This is a genomic window from Neisseria sp. P0009.S010 (genome assembly GCF_051958545.1).
GTDB classification, from domain to species: Bacteria; Pseudomonadota; Gammaproteobacteria; order Burkholderiales; family Neisseriaceae; genus Neisseria; species Neisseria subflava_A.
In genome coordinates, this window is record NZ_JBQCVH010000005.1 from 35664 (window position 1) to 58980 (window position 23317).

The window sequence follows — 23317 nt, forward strand, 5'->3', positions numbered from 1 at the left end:
AAGCAGTGTCGATAAAATGACACTGCTTTTTTATGGTTGTCAGACTAAGAAGATTTCTTTTTGGAAACCGATTCGCAACCTTTTCCATTGGTCATTGTGGTTTTGAAATCTTTGGCAGAATCCATATCAGTGCATTTGTAAGCATTGCCCAAACTATCCATCCAAACGGAAAGGGTGTAGCCAGTTTTTGTGGGAATGGCTTTCAAACGATAGGCTCGGCTTTTATTGGTATCAATCATTTCGGCAGAGTATTGGTATTTGTCTGCCAAATCTTTATGGCCTTTATATGAGGAAATAAAGTCATCCAACTTGGTTTTAATCTCATCAGTTTTCCACTTTGGATTTTTAACCATCTGGGTTTTAAAAGCAGAATTGATGGCAACTAACTCGGCATGCGCTTGTGATTGGTAGCCGCGTTCAATGTAGCGGTTGTAAGAGGGAATGGCAATGATGCTCAGAATGGCTAAGATGGCGACGGCAATCATCATCTCAACCAGCGTAAAGCCTAGTTGTTGGGTAGAGGTAGTATTCATTTTATTATTCGCTGGCAACGTAAGACTGAAGGACGACTTGGGTATTGGCATTCTTACCCCATGCTTTGGCAGTAACGCGGTAGGTAATTCGACCCTCGGTAGTTTTGCCTAAATATTCGATGATGTAGCGTGGATTGTTTGCGATGCCGCTTTTTTTATCTAAAGGATATTCCGTACCATTGGTGTCAATACACAGGCTTTTGTCGCATTTACGCTTCCAAGCATCTACGGTTGGGCTACCTTCTTCAGTAAAATCGCCATTGGATTTGACATTTGGTGTGGAACATAAACCTTTTTCACATTTTGCGGTAAAAGTAGTCTTTTTCCCTTCAATATCAAAAATTTGATTTTCACCTTCACGCAATGCCGCTTCGGCCAAAGTGGTTGTCAGTTTGCGGTCGGCATCGTTGGTGCTGATACGCTGTTCAGTATTGTAGGACTGGGTAGCTGTGACCACGAGCAGGGCGATGACGACCATCATCATTAAAACGATAAACAAAGCATAGCCCTGCTGCCGGTCAGGTTTGATTAGAGTGATCGGTCGGCGCATACGTTTCCTCCGCGGATAGTGGCATTAATATTATAGATATCGACTTTATTGTCTTGTTCTTTTGATGGGTCAATACTGCCGTTATTCAGTACGATTTGGATAGAAGCCGGAGACTTAGCCTCAGCTGAGATATCCAATGCGTTTTTGTAATCAAATGATTCTGTATTTACTCCGCTGGCAGATGCATTTTCAGAATTAGGACATTCTGCATAGATATAGTGGATATCCATGGTTGTAATGCCTTTAATCAACAGCTGCGGATTACTCCATGAGCCATCATTTGATAATTGGAAACGGAACAAACCGCTCTCTTCGCCAAGTTTGCCGACAGCGTAGGCAATCATTTCATGTTTCATGATGGCGATACTGCCGTCTTGATCAGAGTCGTTAATTTTTAAAGCCAATTTTGCCGCCGCCAAATCTTTAATTTCTGTTTGAGGCTTTGCAATGCCTGAGCAGCTACTAACAATAGCAGTTTTTGCAGCAGGGTTTGCTTTGTCGATTCCATATTGAAACAGCAGGGCTTTGTCGGTTTGAGCAAAACCTGCATAGCCTAATTTATTGATTTCTTTAACCGGTAACAGCTTATTCACACTAGCTGTTTTCAATGTGTATTCATCCGAGCTTTTGTCTTCTATTACTGCAGAGGCGGGAGAATTCGACATATTGAAGCAACCGAAATTGCCTGCCATACGCGCATCGCGGACGATCATATTGGCGGTGTTGCGCAAATCTTGCTGGATACCGATGCGGGAGTTGGCAGATTTGTTTAATCCGCGTGCAGTGAAGTAGGTGGAGCTGACAGCCATTAAGACGATCATACTGAGCAGACTGGCAACCAGAAATTCAAGGATGCTGAAACCGCGCATCGCGGTTTTATTGGGAATATGGTTGAGTAAGCGTTTATTGTTCATTGTTAGTCTCTTACGCGTGATTGGTAGGTATAGACAACGTGATGCCCCGATTTATTGAGATTTTTTGCGCTATTTTCTTCTTCGACATCTTGCAACCATAAAACTTTCACGATGGTCGTGTCGCCTTTGCCATCGCATTTTGCGTTAAACCCATTTTCGTAAGTCGGCTCTGCACCGGAAGAATCTTTACAGATGGTCGAGAAGACTTGGGCTTCGGGAAGGGCTTTGGCTAAGTCGGCCTTAAACTGGGCAATTTGCGCCTGCGCAAGTTGCGCTTTGGTCATTTTGGCTTCAAATTTTGCAGTTTGTTTAGAGTCTGATTTGAGGTAGGCATCGTAGGATTTTTTATAACGAGTAGTTTTTTCGCCTGCAGTATCGGTTTCTTCAGAGAGCGTCGGATTAATGAGCATGCCTTCAATCAAATTTTGCGTAATTTGGGCGACTGTGGTTTGATTTTCAGACTCACGCACGTTGGATACGGTACGTAATTGAACAGCCAGAAGGGCCAGTACGCCGATAGCAAGGACAAACATGGCAATCAAAACTTCAATCAGGGTCATGCCTGATTGAAGTTTTGGGGTAAAGCTTGATGAGCTCGTTTTCAGACGGCCTTTAAATGATCTGAGATGAGTAGGATTAGTAATGTTCATAAGATACCGTTGTTATTCTTTGGAAGTGTATTCACACATTTTGCGCTCATCGTTTTTAGCACAGATTTCGACATGCCCATTGCCATTGATTAAAAGTACGGTAGCACGGGCTTTCTTGGTTTCAGCATCGGTGGCAGATTTATCTGACAGGCTGATTTTGATGTGGCCGTCTGAAAATTGATAATCCTTGCCATCAGTTGAATGGCCAAATGTACCATTGGGAAGAAATCTCCACCAGACTTCTTTTGGAGCTGAAGCAGAGAGGGCAGAACGGTCATTGCCGATAGGGATATAGTTGAAGCTGTATTCTACTTTTTCGGTATCTCCATTAAGAATAATGGAGCGGATGGATAAATCGACTGTATCGTTTTTATAGTTGGAATCTCCGTTTTTATCGGCGTAGGCCAACATACCATTACCGGCATATTTGGAATCGCAACCATTATTGGGCGAGCCATCGGATTTGATTTTGACCGGGCAGATGTAAACGGGAAGATTGAGACGGACGGCCTCATTTCGCGCGAAACGCAGCAGATTAGCAATTTGCTCTGCTTGCGATGCCGCACGTCTGGAGGCAATCCATTGATTCATATTGGGAAGTGCGATGACGGCCATTACTGCTGCAATAGTAATGACGATCAGCAACTCAATTAGGGTGAAGCCTTTTTGTGTCTGATACATGAGTGATTTTTTGGTAGTAATGTGTTGGGTAACTGACGTTTTCTCTTTTGCATTTGCCTGTGGCAATGCTTTTGCTTTTATTGGATTTATTCTAAACGATTTTGGAATGCGTGACTAATAAAATATGAAATTCGGTTAGTTTTTCAGACAATCTGTCTCAATCTTCCATCAACATAGATTCTGGAACATAGGCAGCATTATCAAATTTGGTAAATTGACCCATCCAAGTGAGGAATACTTTCCCGACTGGACCGTTACGGTGTTTGCCGATAATACATTCCGCCAAGCCTTTTGCGGGTGATTCTGAGTTGTAGTATTCATCACGATACATGAACATAATCAAGTCGGCATCTTGTTCGATTGCGCCGGACTCACGCAAGTCGGACATCATCGGGCGTTTGTCGGTACGCTGTTCAACGGTACGGCTCAACTGCGACAGGGCAATGACGGGAACTTGCAACTCTTTCGCCAATGCTTTGAGGGAGCGCGAAATTTCGCCAAGTTCGGAAGCACGGTTGTCAGAACGGCCGGAGCCTGACATTAATTGCAAGTAGTCGATGACGATCAAGCCCAATTTACCGTTGAACTGGCGAGCAAGACGGCGGGCGCGGGCGCGCAGTTCGAGCGCGGTCAAGCCTGGAGTTTCATCGATATACATGGGTGCATCGGAGAGTTTAACAACTGCTTCGTTCAGACGGCCCCAGTGTTCGTCTTGCAATCTGCCGGTTTTTAAAACGCTTTGGTCTAAACGTCCGACTGAACTCAGCATACGCATAACCAGCTGCGCACCGCCCATCTCCATCGAAAATACGGCGACAGGCAGCTTGCCCTCTACGGCAACGTGTTCCGCAATGTTGATCGAAAAGGCAGTTTTACCCATGGAAGGACGGCCTGCGACGATAATCAAATCGCCCGGTTGGAGGCCTGATGTTTTTTTGTCGAGGTCGATAAAACCTGTCGATATGCCGGTTACTTCATCAGGATTGTCGCGCGAATAAAGCATATCGATGCGCTCGACCACTTCTTTCAAAAGGTCGGGCATCTCAAGGAAGCCTTGTTTGGATTTGGCGGTACTTTCGGCGATTTGGAATACTTTGTTTTCTGCCTCGTCCAAAAGCTGGCCTGCATCGCGCCCTTGCGGATTGTATGCGCTGCGTGCAATTTCCGTGCCGACTTCGGCAAGCTGGCGCATGATGGAACGCTCGCGCACGATTTCGGCGTAGCGGCGGATATTGGCAGCAGACGGCGTGTTTTGCGCCAGCGTAATCAGATAATTGAATCCGCCTGCCGCTTCCAATTCTTCATTGCGCTCCAAACTTTCTTGAACGGTAATGACGTCTGCAGGACGGCTTTCATTAATCAGGTTGGCAATCGCACGAAAAATCAGGCGGTGTTCGTGGCGGTAGAAATCTTCGCCGGAAACGACATCGGCAATACGGTCCCAAGCAGAATTTTCCAGCATCAGACCGCCTAAGACGGATTGCTCCGCTTCTGTGGAATGTGGCGGCAGTGACAATGCGCTGATTTCACGGTCTTCAGACGGCATATCGGAATAATTGCTCATGACGGGCATCTCTGGCTGGAAAATTGCAATCCACTATTATAGCGCAGTGTAAGTTCAATTGGTTTGTTTAGGCTAAAGCAGGTAAAATAGCAATGTTGTCGATTTGACAACACACACTACCAAAATATAAATATCAATAATTAGGAGCATAAAAATGGAACACAAGCTGCCACAATTGCCTTATGAACTGGATGCGTTGTCCCCTCATCTGACCAAAGAAACTTTGGAATTTCACTACGGCAAACACCATCAAACTTACATCACCAATTTGAACAATCAAATCAAAGGCACTGAGTTTGAAGAAATGCCTTTGGAAGAAATCCTGAAAAAATCTTCCGGCGGTATGTTCAACAACGCTGCCCAAACGTGGAACCATACTTTCTACTGGCTGGGCTTTACCCCTAAAGGCCAAGGCAAACCTGCCGGCGAATTGGCTGCGGCCATCGATGCCAAATGGGGCAGCTTCGAGAAATTCCAAGAAGCGTTCGATGCTTGCGCGGCCGGTACTTTCGGCTCTGGTTGGGCATGGTTGGTGAAAACGCCTGCCGGTGAATTGGATCTGGTTTCTACTTCCAATGCAGGTACTCCGCTGACTACTGAAAACACTCCGCTGTTGACTTGCGACGTATGGGAACACGCCTACTATATCGACTACCGCAACAGCCGTCCTAACTACCTGAAAGGTTTCTGGGAAATCGTTAACTGGGATGAAGTTGCCAAACGCTTTGCCGCATAAAACGATATGAATGAAAAGGCCGTCTGAAGAATTTTCAGACGGCCTTTTTGTCGATATGGGCGTGATGAAATGGTTTAGATGAATGTTTTTTCTGTTTGATGCGCAAAATTATCATGGAGCAGAAAAAAGGATAAACGAGAGATTATGCTAAAATATTGTCAACAATTTTTCGATTCCGCATGATATGGAATCAGCGTTTGACACATATAGACAAGAGGATTTTATGAAATTTTTAGACCGTGAGGCGATCATTGCCAAACCCGGCTTTAATCGTTGGCTGGTACCGCCCGCTGCTTTGGCCGTGCATCTTGCCATCGGGCAGATATACGCTTATTCCGTGTTCAATGCGCCGCTGACCAAGCTTATCGGTATCACTGAGTCGGCTGCAGGAGATTGGAAGCTGACCACGGTGGGTTGGATTTTCAGTATTGCCTTGGCGATGTTGGGCGCGTCTGCGGCCATGTTCGGTACATGGATGGAACGCGTTGGGCCGCGTAAAGCAATGTTTGTTGCCGCCTGCTGCTTTAGCTTGGGCTTTTTTGTGTCGGCGATCGGCGTCCATACGCACAATCTGTTTTTGCTTTATTTGGGCAACGGTGTGATTGGCGGGGTTGGTTTGGGCTTGGGCTATATCGGGCCTGTATCGACTTTGATGAAATGGTTTCCCGATAAACCAGGCATGGCTACAGGTTTGGCGATTATGGGTTTTGGCGGCGGCGCGATGTTGGCTTCGCCTTTGTCGGTATCGCTGATGAGTTTTTTCTCCAGTGAAACTTCGGTTGGCGTCGCGCAGACTTTTGTGGTTTTAGGGTTGTTTTATTTGGTGTTGATGATGTTCGGTGCATTTACGATCCGTGTACCTGCCGATGGCTGGAAACCTAAAGGTTATGTTGCGCCGAAAATCAAAAGCAAATTGGTCAGCAGTAATCATGTCAATGTCTCACAAGCCATGAAAACGCCGCAATTCTGGCTCTTGTTTTGGGTGTTGTGTCTGAACGTGACGGCGGGTATCGGCGTTTTGGGTCAGGCTTCTGTCATGATTCAGGAGCTGTTTTCTGAAACTTCTGTCGGTAAACAGGCTGCCATTGGTGCGGGTGCGGCGGCAGGTTTTGTGAGCCTGTTGAGTCTGTTTAATATGGGGGGGCGCTTTTTGTGGTCCAGCGTGTCCGACAAAATTGGCCGTAAAAATACTTATACTATTTTCTTTGTGCTCGGCTCGCTGTTGTATTTTGCCATTCCGTCGATTGGCGAGAGCGGGAACAAGGCTTTGTTTGTTATTGGATTCTGCGTCATCATTTCCATGTATGGCGGCGGTTTTGCAGCGATTCCGGCGTATCTGAAGGATTTGTTCGGCACTTATCAAGTCGGTGCAATCCACGGCAGGATTTTGCTGGCATGGTCAACTGCGGCTGTTATTGGCCCGGTGTTGGTCAACTATATCCGCCAAAGTCAAATTGAAAGTGGCGTTCCGGCTGCTGAGGCTTATAGCATTACCATGTACATTATGGCAGGTTTGTTGATTGTCGGTTTGTTGTGTAATTTGAGTGTCCGTTCGGTTCACGAAAAGCATCACGAAAAAGACATTAAAGTCGCGGCACATAGTGGCAACCCCGATGATGAAACCGCTGTATCCGATGCCTATCTGATCAGCAAGAAGGTATCAGCCGGCGGTATCGGCGTATGGTGGCGCTGGGCTTTGGTCTGCATTCCTTTGGGCTATGGCGTCATTATGGTGTTTGTTAAAGCCTTAAGTTTGTTTAATTGATTGTTGAAAATTAAAGGCCGTCTGAAAGTTTCAGACGGCCTTTTCAAATGTTAAATAACTAATCTTTTGATACGCTGATGGTATGTTTGATGTGTTTTAAATTCGCGACGATGGTAAAAGTCATCATCACCAGTAATGCCCATGAACTCCATTTGCTGATGTGTACCGATGCCCACGCGCCGATTTGGTTGGGATAGCGCCAAACGCCGAATAGGGTTCCCAAATTTTCCGCCAGCCAAATGAAAAATCCGATCAGGACGAAAGCGAGCAGGAGCGGCATTTTGCGAGTGGTGTCATAGGGCGTGTATAAGACCGTTGTCCGGGCGTATAGGCCGAGAGCAAAAGCAGCGAGATACCAGCGATAGTCGCCGATATAGTGATGGGTGAAGAAATTGATATAAATCGCCAGTGCGCACAAAGTGCCCAACCAATACGGCGGATGGCTTTTGATTTTGAGGTCAAACAGCCGCCATGCTTGAATGATATAGCTGCCGACTGCGGCATACATAAAGCCTGCAAACAGCGGTACGCCGCCAATTTTGGTGTATGCCTCATCCGGATAGCTCCAAGACTGGATATCACCTGAGGTTTTGAACCATTCTAAAGCAAAGCCCACCAAGTGAAACAGCGTAATCGATTTCACTTCATCCCAAGTTTCCAGCTTGAAATACAGCATGGCTGCTTGTACGGAGATGGCAAAAATCAGCAGCAGGTCATAGCGCGAAATCCCTAACCAGCCTGTTTTTGGGATGAGGAACATGGCAATGAAAAACAAGCCTGCAAATAAGCAGGCTCGTGCTTCTTTCAAACCGAAGAACCAAAATTCAACGATAAAGCGTCGCCAACCATGCAAATCCTTGCGTTTGGGATGCTCAGTCAGCCAAGTATCCAGTTTTCCCAACATATTTTCAGACGGCCTCTTTATCTTGATAATGTTTTAGGCAGACTGAATTGGAATGACACGGTTTTGCTTACGTTTTGCGCCACCTTCGCAATAGTTGGTTTTGACATAATCTTCAACGATTTGTAAAAACTCGGCAGCGATATTGTCACCTTTGAGGGTCACTTTGCGTTCACCGTCTACATAAACCGGTGCAATCGGAGTTTCGCCTGTACCGGGCAGGCTGATACCGATATCGGCAAGCTTGCTTTCGCCCGGGCCATTGACTACGCAACCCATTACGGCAACGTTCAATGATTCAACGCCTGGATACTCAGTGCGCCAAATAGTCATTTTTTGGCGTAAATAGTTTTGTACGTCTTGCGCCAATTCTTGGAATACGGTGCTGGTGGTACGGCCGCAGCCTGGGCAGGCTGTAACCATTGGTGTGAAGGAACGCAAGCCCATGGTTTGCAGGATTTCCTGACCGACAATGACTTCCTGAGTGCGCGAACTGCCGGGCTCGGGGGTTAGGGAGATTCGAATGGTGTCGCCGATGCCTTCTTGCAATAATACGGCCAGAGCTGCGGTGGAAGCCACAATGCCCTTGCTGCCCATGCCAGCCTCAGTCAGACCGAGATGGAGCGGGTAACGGCAACGGCTGCCTAATTCCCGGTAAACCTGAATCAAGTCTTGTACGGCGCTGACTTTGCACGACAAAATGATTTTGTCTTCAGGTAAGCCCAAAGCCACGGCTTTTTCTGCCGATTCCAGCGCCGAAACAATCAAAGCCTCTTTCATGATTTCTTCAGGCGGCTTCGGTGTAGCAGAAGCTAGGTTGGCATCCATCATGCGCTTGGCAAGGCTTTGATCAAGCGAACCCCAGTTCACTCCGATGCGTACGGCTTTATTGTTTTTTGCCGCTGTACGAATCATAAAGGCAAATTTCTCATCGCCTTTTGCGCCTTTGCCGACATTGCCTGGGTTGATGCGGTATTTAGACAGGGCTTTGCCGCACTCGGGAAATTCAGCCAATAAGCGTTCGCCATTGAAATGGAAATCACCAATCAAAGGCGTGGTATAACCCATATCGTCTAAGCGGCTGCGGATTTCGGCGACTTTGGAAGCTGCTTCTGGAGTATTGACCGTGATGCGTACCATTTCCGAGCCGGCATCGCTCAACTCTTTGACCTGTCGGGCGGTTGCTTCTGCATCTGCGGTGTCGGTATTGGTCATAGATTGCACAACAACGGGCGCATCCGAACCGACGATGAGATGATCGATTTGTACTTGATGTGTCAGACGGCGTTTAGGTATGGTCATTTTAGTTTTTTCCTGCAACAAAAGAGGCGGATTTTTCACCGGCAACACGGTATTTCAAAGGTTCGATAGGTGTGCCGCCGTAATTGGCTTCAGAGCCGGCTGCAATACCGATCCAAACATTGTAAGGCGCGCCGCCTCTCAGATGTTGTTCGCTTCCGGCCGGAACGATACGGCTGAATACTACTTTTCCATCTTTGTCTGTAATAATCAGATTGCTTCGGTATTGGACTTTAATCCAAAGTTCGTCTTTCTCAACTTTGACGGCAGGCTTCTCATCTTGTACGACGGCGGAAGCTGCTGAGGCAGCTTGATCATTAGCCGCTTCAGACTTATTGGTGATTTCTTTTTTGCCGTCTTCTGTCATTTCGCTAACGGCAACATTATCCGTTTTTAAGGCAGGCGTTTTCATCGTATCAGCAACATCTTTGCTGTTCTGAATATTTGCCTGCTCATTTTCAAAACTGGATTTGCTTTGCCAAAAGTAAACGCCGCCTACAGCCAAAGCCAATGCGGCTATTCCCAATATCCATTTTGGGAAGCCTTGTTTCTCAGTGTCTTTGTAGCTTAAGCCGGTGTTAGTGCTGCGTGTTACCGCGTATACATGGTCTTCAAGTTGCGGAGTAATGGAGAGCAAATGTTTGGCGATGGTTTGTTCGTCAATTTTCAGAAATCGTGCATATGAACGCAGATAGCCTGAAACAAAGACTAAACCGGGAAAACCTGAATATTCCCCTTTTTCCAAAGCATCAATTTGTTCGGCAGACAGTTTCAAACGTGAAGCAACATCTTGAATATCGATTTTGGCATCAGTTCTGTGTTTGCGTAATTCATCCCCCAATGTTTTGGCGGCTTGTGTGTCGTAGTTGATTTTATCGTTATTTTCCATTTAGTGGCCCGTTGTGACAGTTTGTAGTTCGTCTGAATAGGGGAAGTTTGCCCTAAGTTGGGCTTCATATTCGTATGCGGCGTGTTTATTGCCCAAGGCGGTAGCCAAACGCCAGCCTAAGAGTAAATCGTCAGCCTGCAGGACATCAACTTTGCTTTGGTATTGGCGGAAATAATAGTCGGCATCGTTCAGATTGCCTGCCATCATTTTGGTTCGGGCAAGTTCTTTGAAAGCAGGGAAGAATTGCGGATTCGCTGCTAAAGACCTTTCCAAATAGGCTTGGGCTAAAGAGTATTGGCCTAACCTTGCGCTGCAAATGCCTTTATTCATATTGGCAATAAAGGGGCTCGGGTAGGTCGGGTCGGCCAGTGCCTTATCAAAATAAGCCAAAGATTCGGCTGGTGCATTCATTTGATTGCACAAAAACCAACCGTAGTTGTTGTTAACTTCTGCACTATCAGGTTTTAAAGACAATGCTTTAAGAAAGCTTTCCTGGGCTTTGTCTTTAACCTTCAAATACTGATAAATCTCAGCGCGTACCAACCAAGCAAGGTCATTTTTGGAATTGGACTTAAGCGCCTCTTCGATACTTTCAGTAGCTTGGCGGTAGTTTTGGCCGCGCATATATTCCACAGCCAGTTGGGTTTTGATATTAGAAACTTGAATGGCACGTTCTTTAGGGCTTGGGCCGGAAGAGGAAGCGCAGGCAGAAAGAGTCAGTGCGGTAAGTAAAGCGAATCCGAACTTGATTTTCATAATTAACCTTATTGTTCGACCAAAATCTGTTGCCATTTTTGTTGGCGGCGTGTTTTATCTTGTACTTGTCCGGCCAATTGTCCGCAAGCGGCATCGATATCGTCGCCGCGGGTTTTGCGGACAGTAACGACAAAGCCGGCTTGTTGCAGAATATCGCGGAAGACACGGATATTTTCATTGGTAGAACGTTCGTAGCCGGAATTTGGGAAAGGATTGAACGGAATCAGATTGAATTTGCATGGTACGTCTTTAACCAATTCAATCAATTCGCGCGCATGTTGTGCTTTATCATTGATACCGTCGAGCATAACGTATTCAAAGGTAATAAAGTCACGGGGGGCTTTGACCAGATAACGTTGACAGGCCGCCATCAATTCTTTGAGCGGGTATTTTTTGTTGAGAGGAACAATCTGATCGCGCACTTCATCGTTGGATGCGTGTAAAGATACAGCCAAAGCAACAGGCATTGCATCACGCAGTCTGTCCATTTGTGGAACCATGCCCGAAGTGGAAACAGTCACGCGGCGGCGGCTCAAGCCGTAGCCGTGATCATCCAGCATAATGCTCAAAGCGGTAACAACATTATCAAAGTTTGCCATGGGTTCACCCATGCCCATCATCACCACGTTGGAGATAACGCGTTCGTTTTTAGGGGTAACGCCCATGGCTTTATTTGCCCACCAAAGCTGACCGATAATTTCAGCGGCAGTCAGGTTGCGGTTGAAACCTTGTCGTCCGGTAGAGCAGAAGGTGCATTCCAATGCGCAACCGACTTGGGAAGAGATACACAAAGTTCCGCGTTCGGCCTCGGGAATGAAAACGGTTTCTACACCGTTGCCCGTACCGACATCCAGCAACCATTTGCGTGTACCATCAGTAGATTCTTGTGCCATCATTAATTTAGGCACTTCGATTGTGGCTTGTTCATTCAACTTGGCGCGCAATGATTTGGCCAAGTCAGTCATTTCTTCAAAGTTTTGTGCACCGGCTTGATGCATCCAACGCATTACTTGCTTGGCACGAAAAGGCTTTTCGCCCATTTCGGCAAAGTGTTGCGTCAGTCCGTTTAAATCATAATTCAGTAGATTGGTTTTCATGTATTTTTATGTTTCTCAGTAAAGCTTTTAAAGCAAAGAGGCTTATTGAGCAGCTTTGCTTTAAAAGCCTTTGGGTTTTCAGACGGCCTTTAATTTGTAGGACATACAAAGCAGTTTTGCCGTCCGATATGAATCGGACGGCCGTAAAGCGGCTACAGGCTTTTACTCTTAGCGTGGGCAGATTTCGCTTTGGCTGAAGAAGTAAGCAATTTCAATCGCAGCATTTTCAACGCTGTCAGAACCATGTACGGCATTAACACTGACAGATTCTGCAAAGTCGGCACGGATTGTGCCAGGAGCTGCATCGGCTGGATTGGTTGCGCCCATCAATTCGCGATTTTTGGCAACGGCGTTTTCACCTTCCAATACCTGGATCATAACGGGATTACGTGTCATGAATTTAACCAAGTCTTCATAAAAAGGTCGGTCTTTGTGTACGGCATAAAACTCTTTTGCTTCACGCTCAGAGAGATGTTTCATTTTCGCCGCAATAATGCGCAAGCCGTTTTCTTCAAAGCGGCTGTAAATCTTGCCGATGACGTTTTTTTCTACTGCATCGGGTTTGATGATGGAAATCGTACGTTCGATGGCCATGTTATGTCCTTGTTTTTATTAATAGGTAAGTTGCCGTAGCCAAGAGGCGAGGGAAGTGTATTCTACCAAATTTCGCCCCTTTTTGGGAAAGGCATTATTTGCTTAAAGTCAGGTGTGGTTGTTCCAAATAGACTTCAGATTGCATTTCGATCATACGGCTGGCTGTACGGGTAAATTCTTCGGCAAAATCGCCTTCAACGTAAATATCGTTTACGCCAACTGCGCTAGTGGCGCACAGCTTCACACGGAAATCATATAAAACGTCAATTAACCATGTCAGACGGCGTGCTTCTGCTTTTTCTTGCGGGGTTAGACGTTCTAATCCTGAAAGGAAAACCATCTCGTAATGTTCGGCTAAATACAAATAGTCAGCTTGTGAGCGCGGGCCAAAACATAATGCACGGAAATCAAACCAGATGGCGCGTTCTGACTGGGCTTTATGGGGGATTTCCCGTCCATGGATAATGCTGATGCCTGGGTTTAATTCAGAGATTCCGCTCATTTCTTTAAATAAAGCAGCGAGTTTTTGCTCGTTTTCTTCATTATTGGGGACAAAGAAAATTTCGGCAGGACGCAGCGTACGCAAGCGGTAATCTTCGCCGCCATCCACATTTAAAACGGTCAGGTTGGACTCGATAAGGGCGATGGTTGGGAGAAAGCTGCTGCGGTTTTGGCCTTGAGGATAGAGTTCGGATGGGGCGTAGTTGGAAGTGGCTACCAAGACTACACCTTCACTCAACAGGTTTTCCAGTAAACGGCCCAAAATCATGGCATCGGCAATATCACTGACGTGAAACTCGTCAAAGCATAATACGCGTGTTTCTTTGGCAATTTCTGTTGCAACGGCTTTTAAAGGATTGGCTTCGCTTTTCAAGACTTTAAGGCGTTGATGGATTTCGGCCATGAAAGCATGGAAATGCACGCGACGCTTACGGCGATAAGGGAGGCAACCGAAAAAAGCATCCATCAAAAAGCTTTTACCGCGTCCTACGCCGCCATAAAAATAGAGTCCTTTAGGTACTTGAGGGGAACGCAAGCTACGGCCGAGAAAACGGTTGCGTTTGCGTTTGAACATCATCAGCTCGGTCCATAAACGATCCAAATATTCAATGGCTCGCGCTTGGGCTTCGTCGCGGATAAAGTTGGGCTGTTCGGCTGCAGCTTGATACCAAGTCAATGGGCTGTGGTTTTCAAATGGAGGTGGTGTGAATAGTTGGTCTCTATTGCTCATGTGTAACCTTTATTATGCTTTACTGGCGATAGTTGAAACATCATCCGCAATAGTTTGGACAGTAGTTGGAATGATGTTTTCATTACAGAATAGTCGGTCTATTATAAATGATTTCAGACGGCCTGCGTTTTTTGCAAAAGCATTGTAGTAAATATAGTTGAAATAGTGTGTGATTGAGGTATGCGTGAAAAGAGCCGGCTTTAGTATTTTTGGTGAAAACAAAAAAACGCCGCATTTCTGCGGCGTTTTGCTACTAAGTATTAATGAGCACTTTCTTGCAATGCCAAGTCTACACGCTCACGCAACTCTTTACCCGGTTTGAAGTGAGGAACATGCTTTTCTGGCACTTCCACGCGTTCACCGGTTTTCGGGTTGCGCCCGATACGGGCAGGGCGGTGGTTCAAGTCGAAGCTGCCGAAGCCGCGGATTTCGATACGTTGTCCACGAGCCAGTGAGCGGGTCATGGTATCAACCAAGACTTTTACACTGTATTCGACATCTTTAGCCAGCAGTTGGTTGCCATTTTTTTCGGCAAACACTTCTGCAAGGCGAACCATCAATTCAGACTTCGTCATGTCTGCAACCTTATTCTTGGTCGCCGGACAGTTTGGCTTTCAGCAAGTCGCCCAGGCTGGTAGTACCGGCATTGGCAGTTGCAGCGGCGTTAACTGAATTCAGCGCTTCGCGGTTTTCTTTAGCGTCTTTCGCTTTAACAGACAGACGGATGCTGCGGTTTTTGCGGTCAACGGTAACGATAACGGCTTCAACTTCGTCGCCTTCTTTCAGTTTGGTAGTCAGGTCTTCAACTCGGTCAGCAGCGAATTCAGAAGCAGGCAGGTAGCCTTCAACTTCTTCAGACAGAGCAACTACGGCACCTTTGGCGTCAACAGATTTCACAGAACCTTTAACCAAAGAACCTTTGTCGTTTACGCTGATAAAGTTGCCGAACGGATCACCTTCCAGTTGTTTGATACCCAAAGAGATGCGTTCTTTTTCAACGTCGATGGCCAATACAACGGCTTCAACTTCTTCGCCTTTTTTGTATTTGCGTACAGCTTCTTCGCCGGCTTCAGTCCAAGACAGGTCAGACAAGTGAACCAGGCCGTCGATGCCGCCAGGCAGACCTACGAATACGCCGAAGTCAGTGATAGATTTAACTGCGCCGGAGATTTTGTCGCCTTTGTTGTGGTTGGCGGCAAACTCTTCCCAAGGGTTAGCTTGGCATTGTTTCATACCCAAAGAGATACGGCGGCGGTCTTCGTCGATTTCCAGGATCATTACTTCAACTTCGTCACCCAATTGAACAACTTTGCTTGGGTGTACGTTTTTGTTGGTCCAATCCATTTCGGAAACGTGTACCAAACCTTCGATGCCTTGTTCGATTTCAACGAATGCACCGTAGTCAGTCAGGTTGGATACTTTACCGAACAGGCGGGTACCTTGTGGGTAACGACGGGTCAGGCCGCTCCAAGGATCTTCGCCCAGTTGTTTCATACCCAAAGAAACGCGTTGTTTGTCTTGGTCGAATTTCAGGACTTTAGCTTCTACTTCTTGACCAACTTCCAAAACTTCGCTTGGGTGTTTCACACGGCGCCATGCCAAGTCGGTGATGTGCAACAGACCGTCGATGCCGCCCAAGTCAACGAATGCACCGTAATCGGTGATGTTTTTAACGATACCTTTGATAACTGAACCTTCTTGCAGGTTTTCCAGCAAGGCTTTACGCTCTTCGCCCAAAGTAGCTTCCAGAACAGCGCGGCGGGACACAACAACGTTGTTGCGTTTTTTGTCCAGTTTGATCACTTTGAATTCAATTTCTTTGCCTTCGAAGTGAGAAGTGTCTTTTACAGGACGTACGTCAACCAAAGAACCCGGCAGGAATGCGCGGATGCTGTTGATCATAACAGTCAGACCACCTTTGACTTTGCCATTGATAACGCCGGACAGGATGTCGCCGTTTTCCATAGCTTCTTCCAAAGCGATCCAGTCGGCAGCGCGTTTGGCTTTTTCGCGGGACAGTTTGGTTTCGCCGAAGCCGTTTTCAACAGATTCGATGGTAACGGTAACGAAATCGCCAACTTTAACTTCAATCTCGCCCTGAGCGTTTTTGAATTCAGCAACATCAATCAGAGATTCTGATTTCAGACCTGCGTTAACGGTAACGAAGTTTTGATCGATGCCGACTACTTCGGCAGTAATCACTTCACCTGGGTTCATCTCTTGCAGGGTAAAGCTTTCTTCCAGCAGCTGGGCAAAATTTTCCATAGTCATATATACTCTTTTCGGTACACCGCCAAGGGGTGCGGGTTAGGTTTGAAATGACCTGCCGTCCTTGGCGCGGCAGGTTGGGAAATGTTTTCAGACGGCCTTGTTATAGGGCTAACAGGCCGTCTGAAATGAAAACTTCGCGATTATACTCCAAATTTTAAACTTTATGATACCAATCAAGCACTTTTTTTACAGCTTCTTCGATAGAAAGGTTATCGGTATCTAAAAGCAGGGCGTCGGGCAGCTGTTTCAACGGAGCAACAGGGCGGCGGCGGTCTGCTTCGTCGCGCGCTTCAATGTCCGACAAAATACGCTCGAATGCAACGCCTTCGCATGGGATACCGAGTTGTTGGGCGCGACGTTGGGCGCGGACATTGGCACTTGCGGTCAGGAAAATTTTTAATGCAGCATCAGGGAAAATAACCGAGCCGATATCGCGGCCGTCGGCGACCAAGCCTTTTTCGGTTAGGAAGTCGCGTTGGCGTTGCAAAAGGGCGGTACGCACTTTAGGCAACTGCGCGACGGCAGATGCGCCCATACCGATCGCTTCGGTACGGATTTGCTCGGATACATCTTCGCCGTTTAATAATACGGCGCTGCCTTCAAATTGTGCGGGCAAAGTTTCTGCCAGTGTGCTGACGGCGTCTTCATCTGTCCAGGCAACATTTTGTTTTTGTGCGTAAAGCGCAGTCAGGCGGTAAAGCGCACCGGAGTCGAGGTAAAGAAAACCCAAGGCTTCGGCTACGCGTGAGGCAACCGTTCCTTTACCGGATGCGCTGGGGCCGTCGATGGCGATAACTTTTTGCTTGAGGCTCATGTGTTCTCCTGAATGCGATAGGTATTTGAATTAACCGTTTATTATACGTTGCTTTGGCCGTCTGAAAACGAAAATTTTTGTGTGATTTAGATTTGAGGGAAAAGCGGCTCGGCCTTATCAGGTATAATGGCCAAAATCATAATTTAACCGCTTTATCTGATTGTTCGGGCCGTCTGAAACAACGGGTCGGGAACGGTCTTAGAATTTAGAAACATTATGTTACAAACCGATAATCTTACTTCTGCACAACCTCAGCGCATTATCACTGCTCAAAATATTTCCGCTCAGGAAGAATTGCTTGAACGCGCTTTACGTCCGAAAACTCTAGACGACTATATCGGACAGGATAAAGCAAAAGAGCAGTTAGCTATTTTTATTCAGGCGGCAAAAAAACGTGGTGAAGCGCTTGACCACACTTTGTTGTTTGGTCCTCCGGGTTTGGGCAAAACTACTTTGGCGCACATTATTGCCAAAGAGTTAGGAGTTAATTTGCGCCAAACCAGCGGCCCGGTTTTGGAACGTGCTGGCGACCTTGCAGCCTTGTTGACTAATCTCGAGCCGCATGATGTGCTGTTTATCGATGAAATCCACCGTTTAAGCCCAGTGGTTGAAGAAATCCTTTATCCTGCGCTTGAAGATTATCAGTTGGACATCATGATAGGCGAAGGTCCGGCCGCGCGTTCGGTCAAAATCGATTTGCCGCCGTTTACATTGGTGGGCGCAACGACCCGTGCCGGTATGTTGACCAATCCGTTGCGCGACCGTTTCGGTATCGTGTCCCGATTGGAGTTTTATCAGAATAAAGATTTGGCGACTATTGTTGCCCGTTCTGCTCAACTATTGCAGTTGGATATGGGCGACGAGGGCGCTATGGAAGTGGCCAAGCGCAGCCGCGGCACTCCGCGTATTGCCAACCGCCTTTTGCGACGTGTACGCGATTATGCCGATGTGAAAAACAACGGCATCATTGATGCGGAAATTGCCGATGCGGCTTTGAGTATGCTGGATGTGGACGGGCAAGGTTTGGATGTGATGGACAGGAAATTCCTTGAGGCGATTTTGCACAAGTTCAGCGGCGGTCCTGTCGGGTTGGAAAACGTGGCCGCTGCGATTGGCGAATCGACCGATACCATCGAAGATGTGATTGAACCATATCTGATTCAGCAGGGCTTTTTGCAACGTACACCGCGCGGACGCGTAGCAACCGAACGAGCCTATCTGCATTTTGGCTTGAAGGTTCAAGAATAATAATGAAGGTCGTCTGAAAACTGCTTTCAGACGGCCTGATACTTTCAATTTCATATGATTGTCGGCAAATATCTGCCGATAATTGGTTAAAATGTTCCCCTTTTCTTTTTTGAAGTTTCCCCATGAATATCTTATCCGTAGAAAATGCTTCTTTTGCTGTCGGTCATGTCGCCTTGCTCGACAAAACTTCTTTTCAACTCGACAGCGGCGAGAAAATCGGTTTAATCGGCCGCAACGGTGCGGGTAAGTCTTCGTTTTTAAAAATCCTCGCCGGTGTACAAAAGCTTGACGATGGACAGATTATTGTTCAAAACAACCTCAAAATCGTTTATGTGCCGCAAGAATCCTTTTTTGATAAGGATGCAACCGTATTTGATACCGTTGCCGAAGGATTGGGCGAAATTCGCGATTTATTGAGCCGTTATCATCATGTCAGCCATGAGTTGGAAAATGGTTCGAGTGAGACTTTGTTGAAAGAGCTCAACGAATTGCAGCTTGAAATCGAAGCGAAGGACGGCTGGAAACTGGATGCGGCAGTCAAGCAGACATTGGGCGAACTCGGTTTGCCGGAAAACGAAAAAATCGGCAACCTCTCCGGCGGGCAGAAAAAGCGCGTCGCCCTGGCGCAGGCTTGGGTGCAAAAGCCCGACGTATTGCTACTGGACGAACCGACCAACCATTTGGACATCGACGCGATTATCTGGCTGGAAAACCTGCTCAAAGCATTTGAAGGCAGCTTGGTTGTGATTACCCACGACCGCCGTTTTTTGGACAATATCGCCACGCGCATCGTCGAACTCGACCGCGGCACTCTGCGCTCCTATCCCGGATCGTTCTCCAAATACAGCGAGAAAAAAGCGCAAGAGTTGGCAGTCGAGGCGGAACATAACCGCTTGTTTGATAAATTCCATGCTCAGGAAGAAGCATGGATACGCAAAGGCATCGAAGCGCGCCGTACCCGTAATGAAGGCCGCGTGCGCCGTTTGGAAGAGCTGCGCCGCCAGCGCGCCGAGCGCCGCAATGTACAAGGGCAGGTCAACTTTAAGCTCGACAGCGGCGAAAAAAGCGGCAAAATCATCGCCGAATTGGAACACGCTTCTTTTGCCTATGGCGACAAAGTCATCATGGACAAATTCTCCGCCATTTTGCAGCGCGGCGACAAAATCGGCTTAATCGGTCCAAACGGTATCGGTAAAACCACCTTCCTTAAGCTGATTTTGGGCGAATTGCAGCCGACCTACGGCAGAATCCGTATCGGCAGTAAACAGGAAGTTGCTTATTTCGACCAGTTCCGCAGCGCGTTGAACGAAAACGACACCGTGTTTTACACGCTCGGACAGGGCAATGATTACGTTGAAGTCGGTGGTAAGAAAAAGCATGTGATGAGCTATTTGGAAGATTTCCTGTTCCATCCAGCCCGCGCACAAAGTCCCGTTTCATCACTCTCCGGCGGCGAACGCAACCGACTCCTGTTGGCAAAACTCTTTACCCGCCCTGCCAATATCCTGGTCTTGGACGAACCGACCAACGACTTGGACATCGATACCCAAGAGCTGCTCGAAGACCTGTTGCGAGATTACCAAGGCACGGTATTCCTTGTCTCGCATGACCGTATGTTCTTGGATAATGTGATTACTCAAAGCATTGTTTTCGAAGGACAAGGCCGTCTGAAAGAATACATCGGCGGCTATCAGGACTATATCGACGCAAAATCGCGGGAAGATAAAATTCAGACGGCCTCTGCGCCTAAAGCGGTTGCCGAGCCTGAAAAAATCAAACCCAAAGCCAACCGCACGGTCAAACTTTCTTATAAAGAACAGCGCGAACTCGATGCCCTGCCTGATGAAATCGCCGCTTTGGAAACCGAGCAGGCTGAAATCAATACCCAGCTTTCCGATCCTGAAATTTTCAAAGATTACGAAAAAGCAGGTGCATTGCAAAGCAGGGCTGAAGAAATTGAGATGTCGCTTTTGGAAAAGCTGGAACGCTGGGAATGGCTGGAAGCGAAACAAAATGGCGAAGCGGTTTAAATTAGGAATTTTGTCCCAAAGTAGGGCAGATATTTTTCTAAATCATGCCGTCTGAACCCCGAATATTCAAAAACAAGGTCTACAACCAACATGAAAAAAGTCGAGAAAAACGTATTGGTGCTGCATAGCGCTAAGGAAATGTTTGAGCTGGTGGACAAAGTTGAGGACTATCCAAAATTTTTGCCGTGGTATAGCAAGACCGAAGTCATCGAACGCAAAGGCAACGAACTAAAAGCGCGCCTGTTTATGGACTATATGCGTGTCAAGCAATCATTTGCGACGCACAATCACAATATCCCGGGGCAGGAAATCCGCATGGATTTGCTCGAAGGGCCGTTTAAAATCCTGCGTGGCACTTGGAAATTTATCGACTTGGGCGATGATATGTGTAAAGTCGAATTCAGATTAGAATACGATTTCTCCAATGCCATACTCTCTGCCATGATTTCCCCGGTGTTCGGCCATCTCGCCGGTACATTGGTGGATGCTTTTATTAAAGAGGCCGACCGCCGCTATGCTTGAGATTGAAATTGTTTACGGACTAGCCGATAGGCAAGTGTTGAAGGGTATGACCGTTGCCGAAGGTACAACCGTACGCGAAGCTGCCCTGCAAAGCGGTTTGGAGGTGGAGTTCCCAGAGTTGGATTTACAGCAAGCGCCTTTGGGTATTTTCGGCAAGGTCGTGAAAAGTGAGACTGTGTTGCGCGATGGCGATCGGATTGAGGTTTATCGTCCATTGTTGATTGATCCGAAAGAAGCGCGACGTAAACGCGCTGGGCAAGAATAAATCAAAGGCCGTCTGAAACTTTTTCAGACGGCCTGTCAAACTGAAAGAACAGTAATGAGCTTGAAAATTAAATTAATCGTCGGTTTGGGCAATCCAGGCCAAGAATACGAACAAACGCGCCACAATGTTGGCTTTTGGCTGTTGGATGAACTGGCGTGGAAATGGAAAGTTAATTTTAAAGACGAAAAGAAATTTTACGGCGAAGTAGCACGCGCCACTACGCCTGATGGTGATGTTTGGCTGCTCAAACCCATGACCTTTATGAACCGCTCCGGTCAGGCCGTTGCCGCTTTGGCTCAGTTTTACAAAATCAAGCCGGAGGAAATCTTGGTGATCCATGACGAGCTGGATATTCCATGCGGCCGTATCAAATTCAAACTTGGCGGCGGCAACGGCGGACACAACGGCCTCAAAGACATTCAGGCTCGTTTGGGTACGCCTAATTTCTACCGCCTGCGCTTGGGCATTGATCACCCTGGCGACCGTAATCTGGTTGTCGGTTATGTGTTGAATAAACCGTCAGCGGAACACAGACAGCAAATTGATGACTCCATCGCCAAATCCCTGCAAGGATTGCCGGCCGTGTTGAATGGCGAATGGGAAGAAGCAACACGTTTTTTACACAGTAAGTAAGCGTATCCGAATCAAACGGGCAGCCTTGCACATCATGTTCAGACGGCCTGAAAACAGGCAGCGCGATCTGACTAGCGATAAACCAATTAAAGAAACAGTAAATATGAACGAACTGACCAGCCTTATGCAGACCGAAGCCCCAGGCATTGTTGGCGAAACATTAGACTTCTGCCTTTACGAATGCAGTATTGAAGATGCCCCGGATGCTGAAGAAGTGGCACAATGGCGTGATATTTTGAAGGCTCGGGGTGGGAAATTTGTCCGCTTGGCAGACATCTGCCAAACATGGCTGGATGAAGAGGCCGAGAAATGAAAGCCTTACCATTAAACAAATTTACTGTCGCTGCCTGTATTTGGTTTGCCGCCGCCATTTATGCCTTACTTTTCAAAGAGGGCGGCAATAGCGCTCCACCATTTCCCCATTTTGATAAAGTTGGCCATTTCGGACTGTTTTTCGGACAGGCATGGCTGTGCGCAAAAATATTTATTCAAGACAATAGGAATATTCCCCATAAAGGCATTCTGTTTGCCGCTTTATTGTTTGCAATAGGAAGCGAGCTGGCTCAGGCATTTCTGACTACTACGCGCCAGGGTTCGATCGCGGACGGCATTGCCGATATGGCAGGTACGGCTGCGGCGCTGTGGTTTGCAGCAAAAGTAAAAGCAGCAAAAAGTTAGACATATTTAAACAACTTAAAGGCCGTCTAAAATCCTGAGAAACAGGTTTCAGACGGCCTTTTGTTACTTGATGCATGAAGCAATCGTTACTTCATGCCAAGTATTTAAATATTAGAATTTTACGCGTACACCGGCAGATACTTCGTGGGAATGGAGCTTAACGTTATTGATCTTGCTCCAGTGGTTATAGCGATAGCCTGCATCCAGTGCTACATTTTGAGTTACATCATAACTTACACCAGCCATTGCACCTACGCCAATTTTAGTATCCTTACGTTCAGCTGTTTGTTCGGCTGTTTGATATTTATGAGTAGAGTGGTTAAGACCCAGGCGAACACCTACATAAGGTTTTACAGGAGCTTGCAGGTCAAAATCATAAATAGCAGATACACCGGCACTGTGATATTTAGCCTCAGCATATACCGAAGGTACATTAATCTTTGCAGATTTATAATGCGTATAGTCGGCAGCAACACGGAAATCGCCGAAATCGTAGCCTGCAGAAATACGAGGGCTAAAGCCTTTAATTGATGCGCCACCCAGTTTTACAGTAGCATGACCAGCATCAGCCTGAACATAAAAACCTTTGGTTTCATCAGCCAATGCAAATGCAGGCAGGGAAAGAGCAATCAGTGTTACCAGAACTTTTTTCATTGTTTTGTCCTTAATGTAGGATTAGGAGTAGTGGATAATCGC

26 protein-coding genes are annotated in these 23317 nt (G+C 46.9%); 9 read left to right on the plus strand and 17 right to left on the minus strand.

What is annotated here, in order from left to right:
* Positions 1 to 44: 44 nt before the first annotated feature.
* The 6 genes from ACTHSN_RS06325 to dnaB form a co-directional block, all read right to left on the minus strand.
* On the minus strand, positions 45 to 533 hold the full coding sequence (locus tag ACTHSN_RS06325; RefSeq protein WP_070460866.1) for a PilX family type IV pilin: 489 nt from the start codon (positions 531 to 533) through the stop codon (positions 45 to 47).
* Between the two features lie 4 nt (positions 534 to 537).
* Entirely contained in the window at positions 538 to 1083 is a 546-nt protein-coding gene (locus tag ACTHSN_RS06330; RefSeq protein ID WP_070460864.1) for a pilus assembly PilX family protein, read from the minus strand.
* Positions 1062 to 1997 (minus strand): PilW family protein, encoded by a 936-nt coding sequence (locus tag ACTHSN_RS06335; RefSeq protein WP_440365188.1) that lies wholly within the window; start codon positions 1995 to 1997, stop codon positions 1062 to 1064. Before ACTHSN_RS06335 ends, ACTHSN_RS06330 begins: the two co-directional genes overlap by 22 nt.
* 2 nt (positions 1998 to 1999) lie before the next feature.
* Complete coding sequence (gene pilV, locus ACTHSN_RS06340; protein ID WP_191620578.1) at positions 2000 to 2647, minus strand: type IV pilus modification protein PilV; 648 nt, start codon at positions 2645 to 2647, stop codon at positions 2000 to 2002.
* Positions 2648 to 2659: 12 nt separating this feature from the next.
* Positions 2660 to 3328: a GspH/FimT family pseudopilin gene (locus ACTHSN_RS06345; protein WP_070460935.1), complete on the minus strand. Its 669-nt coding sequence runs from the start codon at positions 3326 to 3328 to the stop codon at positions 2660 to 2662.
* A 157-nt stretch (positions 3329 to 3485) separates the two neighbouring features.
* Positions 3486 to 4892, minus strand: a complete 1407-nt coding sequence (gene dnaB / locus ACTHSN_RS06350; protein ID WP_070460859.1) for a replicative DNA helicase — start codon at positions 4890 to 4892, stop codon at positions 3486 to 3488.
* Positions 4893 to 5046: 154 nt separating this feature from the next.
* Between dnaB and ACTHSN_RS06355 the strand changes: the two genes are divergently transcribed.
* Together ACTHSN_RS06355 and ACTHSN_RS06360 are read left to right on the plus strand one after the other, a co-directional pair.
* On the plus strand, positions 5047 to 5628 hold the full coding sequence (locus ACTHSN_RS06355) for a superoxide dismutase (RefSeq protein ID WP_070460856.1): 582 nt from the start codon (positions 5047 to 5049) through the stop codon (positions 5626 to 5628).
* Positions 5629 to 5851: 223 nt separating this feature from the next.
* Positions 5852 to 7393, plus strand: a complete 1542-nt coding sequence (locus ACTHSN_RS06360; RefSeq protein WP_070460853.1) for an L-lactate MFS transporter — start codon at positions 5852 to 5854, stop codon at positions 7391 to 7393.
* A gap of 58 nt (positions 7394 to 7451) precedes the next feature.
* Here ACTHSN_RS06360 and ACTHSN_RS06365 read toward each other — a convergent pair whose 3' ends face one another.
* From ACTHSN_RS06365 to cmk, 10 genes are all read right to left on the minus strand, one after another.
* Complete coding sequence (locus tag ACTHSN_RS06365) at positions 7452 to 8297, minus strand: DUF817 domain-containing protein (RefSeq protein WP_070460851.1); 846 nt, start codon at positions 8295 to 8297, stop codon at positions 7452 to 7454.
* A 33-nt stretch (positions 8298 to 8330) separates the two neighbouring features.
* Entirely contained in the window at positions 8331 to 9596 is a 1266-nt protein-coding gene (gene ispG / locus ACTHSN_RS06370) for a flavodoxin-dependent (E)-4-hydroxy-3-methylbut-2-enyl-diphosphate synthase (protein ID WP_070460849.1), read from the minus strand.
* A gap of 1 nt (position 9597) precedes the next feature.
* Positions 9598 to 10482, minus strand: a complete 885-nt coding sequence (locus ACTHSN_RS06375; protein WP_070460848.1) for a helix-turn-helix domain-containing protein — start codon at positions 10480 to 10482, stop codon at positions 9598 to 9600.
* Positions 10483 to 11238 (minus strand): type IV pilus biogenesis/stability protein PilW, encoded by a 756-nt coding sequence (pilW, locus tag ACTHSN_RS06380; RefSeq protein WP_063075505.1) that lies wholly within the window; start codon positions 11236 to 11238, stop codon positions 10483 to 10485.
* Between the two features lie 8 nt (positions 11239 to 11246).
* Positions 11247 to 12335 carry a 23S rRNA (adenine(2503)-C(2))-methyltransferase RlmN gene (gene rlmN / locus ACTHSN_RS06385; RefSeq protein ID WP_003683577.1) on the minus strand — a complete coding sequence of 363 codons (1089 nt, stop codon included), beginning with the start codon at positions 12333 to 12335 and terminating at the stop codon, positions 11247 to 11249.
* Positions 12336 to 12503: 168 nt separating this feature from the next.
* Complete coding sequence (ndk, locus tag ACTHSN_RS06390) at positions 12504 to 12929, minus strand: nucleoside-diphosphate kinase (protein WP_004519785.1); 426 nt, start codon at positions 12927 to 12929, stop codon at positions 12504 to 12506.
* Between the two features lie 94 nt (positions 12930 to 13023).
* Entirely contained in the window at positions 13024 to 14160 is a 1137-nt protein-coding gene (zapE, locus tag ACTHSN_RS06395) for a cell division protein ZapE (RefSeq protein WP_049333700.1), read from the minus strand.
* A 260-nt stretch (positions 14161 to 14420) separates the two neighbouring features.
* The gene (locus tag ACTHSN_RS06400) at positions 14421 to 14735 is read right to left on the minus strand and encodes an integration host factor subunit beta (protein WP_003678992.1); all 315 of its coding nucleotides are present in this window, start codon (positions 14733 to 14735) and stop codon (positions 14421 to 14423) included.
* 10 nt (positions 14736 to 14745) lie between these two features.
* Positions 14746 to 16431: a 30S ribosomal protein S1 gene (rpsA, locus tag ACTHSN_RS06405; RefSeq protein WP_003678994.1), complete on the minus strand. Its 1686-nt coding sequence runs from the start codon at positions 16429 to 16431 to the stop codon at positions 14746 to 14748.
* Between the two features lie 154 nt (positions 16432 to 16585).
* Entirely contained in the window at positions 16586 to 17245 is a 660-nt protein-coding gene (cmk, locus tag ACTHSN_RS06410) for a (d)CMP kinase (RefSeq protein ID WP_107811012.1), read from the minus strand.
* Positions 17246 to 17461: 216 nt separating this feature from the next.
* Between cmk and ruvB the strand changes: the two genes are divergently transcribed.
* The 7 genes from ruvB to ACTHSN_RS06445 all read left to right on the plus strand — a co-directional run bounded on the left by ruvB (position 17462) and on the right by ACTHSN_RS06445 (position 22621).
* Positions 17462 to 18493, plus strand: a complete 1032-nt coding sequence (gene ruvB, locus ACTHSN_RS06415; RefSeq protein ID WP_070460845.1) for a Holliday junction branch migration DNA helicase RuvB — start codon at positions 17462 to 17464, stop codon at positions 18491 to 18493.
* 122 nt (positions 18494 to 18615) lie between these two features.
* A complete protein-coding gene (locus tag ACTHSN_RS06420) occupies positions 18616 to 20523 on the plus strand; it encodes an ATP-binding cassette domain-containing protein (RefSeq protein WP_070460843.1) in 1908 nt (635 codons plus the stop codon).
* A 90-nt stretch (positions 20524 to 20613) separates the two neighbouring features.
* Positions 20614 to 21045, plus strand: a complete 432-nt coding sequence (locus ACTHSN_RS06425) for a type II toxin-antitoxin system RatA family toxin (protein WP_070460841.1) — start codon at positions 20614 to 20616, stop codon at positions 21043 to 21045.
* Positions 21038 to 21310 carry an RnfH family protein gene (locus ACTHSN_RS06430; protein ID WP_070460839.1) on the plus strand — a complete coding sequence of 91 codons (273 nt, stop codon included), beginning with the start codon at positions 21038 to 21040 and terminating at the stop codon, positions 21308 to 21310. Before ACTHSN_RS06425 ends, ACTHSN_RS06430 begins: the two co-directional genes overlap by 8 nt.
* Positions 21311 to 21364: 54 nt before the next feature.
* Positions 21365 to 21943, plus strand: coding sequence for an aminoacyl-tRNA hydrolase (gene pth / locus ACTHSN_RS06435; RefSeq protein ID WP_070460838.1), 579 nt, complete (start codon positions 21365 to 21367; stop codon positions 21941 to 21943).
* 103 nt (positions 21944 to 22046) lie between these two features.
* Positions 22047 to 22256: a dioxygenase gene (locus ACTHSN_RS06440; RefSeq protein ID WP_070460836.1), complete on the plus strand. Its 210-nt coding sequence runs from the start codon at positions 22047 to 22049 to the stop codon at positions 22254 to 22256.
* Positions 22253 to 22621 (plus strand): VanZ family protein, encoded by a 369-nt coding sequence (locus ACTHSN_RS06445; protein WP_070460834.1) that lies wholly within the window; start codon positions 22253 to 22255, stop codon positions 22619 to 22621. Before ACTHSN_RS06440 ends, ACTHSN_RS06445 begins: the two co-directional genes overlap by 4 nt.
* A gap of 111 nt (positions 22622 to 22732) precedes the next feature.
* Here the strand turns inward: ACTHSN_RS06445 and ACTHSN_RS06450 are convergent, their stop codons facing one another.
* Positions 22733 to 23275 carry an opacity family porin gene (locus ACTHSN_RS06450; RefSeq protein ID WP_049344773.1) on the minus strand — a complete coding sequence of 181 codons (543 nt, stop codon included), beginning with the start codon at positions 23273 to 23275 and terminating at the stop codon, positions 22733 to 22735.
* Positions 23276 to 23317: the final 42 nt, after the last annotated feature.